Here is a 3061-nt window from a genome sequence, read left to right on the forward strand (position 1 = left end):
CGGGCGGCACGGGCACAGCAGGCGAGGTGAGGTGACCATGACCAGCAGGGACCGGCCGGGTACCGGTGACGGGCGCGGGCCGGAGTCGGCCGCGCCGTGGGGCACCACCGACGGCTTCGACGCCGACCCGCCGTGGGGCGCCGGTGACAGCGACCCGATGGACGAGGGCAGCGAGGACACCGCCGTACCCGAGGGGCGGCGCGGTGAGCGCCGGGCGGCCGGCGCCGGGCCGGGCGGGCCGAAGGCGGGCCGGCACGGGTTCGGATCGGTCGAGCCGACCCGGACGACCGAGGCCGGGCCGGGCGCGCCGCCGGATCCCGCCCCGTCGGGGCGGACGTTCCCGGACGACAGGGCGGACGGCGACCTCGGCGACAACGCGCTGGAGGAGGCGACCGGGATGCGCCCGGAGACGCGTCCCTGAGCCGTCAGGAGCCGGTGCCGTCCTCACCCGGGCCGCCCGGCGCGGACGGCTCGTTGTCCGGCACCGGTGACTCGGTCACCGGGTGCCCGGTGTCGTCGACCAGGCCCGGCGCCATGCTGCCGCCGTGCGCCTCCTCGGCCTCCCGGGTCGCCCGCGGGTCCCGCTCGTCGTCGCGCCGCTGCTCCACCGATCCCTTTTCGCTGTCGTCCATGCCCCCGGCGGTACCCGGACGGTGGCGACGGAAACGTCAGGCGCGCGCGGTGGCGGGGGCGACGCCGAGCAGGTCGGCCAGGCGGGCGGCGTCGCGCTGGGCCTGGTCGCCGCAGCAGTTGTTCATCAGCACGTGCAGTTCGGCGCACTGGTCGGCCAGCTCGTGCAGCAGCGCCGACCAGTGCCGCAGCTCGCGCTCCCCGTAGGCGTAGCGGAACCGTTCCTGCTTGTCGCCGCTCTCCCAGGCCGTGCTGTGCCCGTGGAACCGGATCACGGCCAGGTCGGTGGTGGCGACCAGGACCGGCGGCACCGAGGAGACGTGCCCCTGCGGCATGTCCACACAGGCGTACCCGAGGTCGTGCTCGCGCAGGAACGTCACGGTCTCGGCCATCGCGTCCCCGTCGAACCAGGACGAGTGCCGCAGCTCGACGGTGACCGGCCAGGGACGGCAGCGCCGGGCCGCGTCCAGGATCCGCCGCCGGGCCGCCTCGCCGCGGGCCAGCCACGGCGGGAACTGCAACAGCACGGCGCCGAGCCGGTCGGCCGCCGCGAGCGGCGCCAGCGCCGCGTGGAACCGGTCCCACACCACGTCGTACGCCCCGGCGGGCAGGTCGCGCCAGCGGATCCGGCTCGGTCCGCCGGCCGGACGAAGATCCTTGGGCAGCGCGTCGACAGGGGTGTGGTGGCCGGTGAACAGGCGGAACGCCTTGACGTCGAAGGTGAACCCGTCCGGCGTCGCGGCCGCCCAGCCCGCCGTGGTCTCCGGTGCCGGCACGGCGTAGTACGACGTGTCCACCTCGACCAGTCCGAACCGCTCCGCGTACCAGCCGAGCCGGCCGGCGGGCGTGTTGACCCCGCGCGGATACCAGCCGGAGCGGACCAGCATCTGGTCGGCCCAGGACGACGTGCCCACCTTGATGACACCCATGTAGTTCAGTTCACCGCGACCGCCGGACATCGGCAACCGGAGATGCCCTCCGGGCCCTGACCGGCACCGGGTGACCGGCCTCACCGTGGTTCCGCGCCGCCGGAGTGTGACGCCCGGCCGGGTCGCGGCGCTGAGGGTCACGAGATGGACGCATCCGGCCTGGACCAGGAAACCGTCGAGCGGCTGCTCGCCGGCGGCTCCGGCGACGCGCCGTCCGCTCCGCCGGCCCTGCTCGCCGTGCTGGCCGCGGTCCGGGCCGCACCCGGCGCGGGCGAACTCGGCGGCGAGGCGGCAGCGGTCGCCGCGTACCGGTCGGCCCGGCGGATGCGCCGTCGCCGCCGTGTCCGCTTCGGTGTCCGGGTGGCGGTGGCCGGGCTCGCCGCGTCCCTCACCGGTGGTGTCGCGCTCGCCGCGACCGGGAACCTGCCGCGCGCCGCACGACCGGCGCCGCCGCCGGTCGGCACCGCGCCGCCCGCGCCGGAGACCCGGCCGGCCCGGCCGACCGGCTCACCGGGCCCCGGGACACCGCAGCCATCCGCACCGCCGGGACTGTGCGTCGCGTACCGGGCGCTCGCCGAGCCGGACCGGGGACGCGCCCTCGCCACACCCGCCTTCAGCGACCTCGTCACCGCCGCCGGGGGTCACGAGCGGGTGCCCGACTACTGCGCCGGGCTGCTGGGCGACGACGAACCGCCGGGCCGGGCCGACGGCGGGCGAGGCGGCCGGGCCGACGGCGGGCGAGGCGGCCGGACCGCGCACCCGGTCCACCCGTCCGGCGGACCGCCGGGCGTGGACGTCCCCGCGCCGGAGCACGCCGGGCCTCCGTCGGGCACCCCGCCCGGGCGGCGGGCCGGTTGACGACCGGCTGGTAACTTGCCCGCGTGACCCCCCGGCGTCGCCGATCGGCGATCCTCCTCCGCGTGGCAGTGGTGCTCGCCGTGCTGGCCGGCATCGTCCTCACCGCGCTCGGCCCGGCCACGGTGACCGGCCTGCTGCCGTACTTCACCATCCAGAGCAACGTGGCGGTCGGCGTCCTCGCCGGGTACGCCGCCTGGTGCGCGCTGCGCGACCGGCCCGAGCCGCCGAGTGCCCTCAAGGGAGCGGTGACCCTCTACATCACCATCACCGGCACCGTCTACCACCTGGTGCTGGCCAACCCGGCCAGCCCGTTCGCGATGGCCCAGCCGGACCGGCAACCGGGTGAGTGGTGGGGCAACCAGTTCCTGCATACGGTGGTGCCGCTGCTGGCGGTCGCCGACTGGACGCTGTTCGACAGGCGCGGCCGGCTGCGCCCCCGGTACGCCGCCTGGTGGCTGGTGTTCCCGCTCGGATACCTCGGGTTCGCGCTGGTACGCGGCCTGATCGTGGACAGGTACCCGTACCCGTTCATCGACGCGGGCGAGCTCGGCTACGACGGGGTGGCGGTCAGCGCGGTCGGGTTCGCCACGGTGTTCTGGCTGCTGGGCCTGCTGTTCGTGGGCGTGGACCGGCTGCTCGCCCGA

Annotated in this window: 5 protein-coding genes; 3 read left to right on the plus strand and 2 right to left on the minus strand. The window is 76.4% G+C overall.

What is annotated here, in order from left to right; translation table 11 throughout:
- Positions 1 to 421: hypothetical protein (locus ACPCK6_RS29410; protein ID WP_423482835.1), on the plus strand; the 421-nt coding region annotated here is incomplete at its 5' end.
- A 4-nt stretch (positions 422 to 425) separates the two neighbouring features.
- Here ACPCK6_RS29410 and ACPCK6_RS29415 read toward each other — a convergent pair.
- Together ACPCK6_RS29415 and ACPCK6_RS29420 are read right to left on the minus strand one after the other, a co-directional pair.
- Complete coding sequence (locus ACPCK6_RS29415) at positions 426 to 632, minus strand: GTPase activator (protein ID WP_396880651.1); 207 nt, start codon at positions 630 to 632, stop codon at positions 426 to 428.
- 36 nt (positions 633 to 668) lie between these two features.
- A complete protein-coding gene (locus tag ACPCK6_RS29420) occupies positions 669 to 1559 on the minus strand; it encodes a DUF72 domain-containing protein (RefSeq protein ID WP_423482836.1) in 891 nt (296 codons plus the stop codon).
- A gap of 144 nt (positions 1560 to 1703) precedes the next feature.
- Between ACPCK6_RS29420 and ACPCK6_RS29425 the strand changes: the two genes are divergently transcribed.
- A complete protein-coding gene (locus ACPCK6_RS29425; RefSeq protein WP_423482837.1) occupies positions 1704 to 2417 on the plus strand; it encodes a hypothetical protein in 714 nt (237 codons plus the stop codon).
- Positions 2418 to 2479: 62 nt separating this feature from the next.
- The coding region (locus ACPCK6_RS29430; RefSeq protein ID WP_423482838.1) for a Pr6Pr family membrane protein at positions 2480 to 3061 on the plus strand (582 nt) is incomplete at its 3' end.

It is taken from the genome of Micromonospora sp. AB353 (assembly GCF_049538395.1).
Lineage (GTDB): Bacteria > Actinomycetota > Actinomycetes > Mycobacteriales > Micromonosporaceae > Micromonospora > Micromonospora aurantiaca.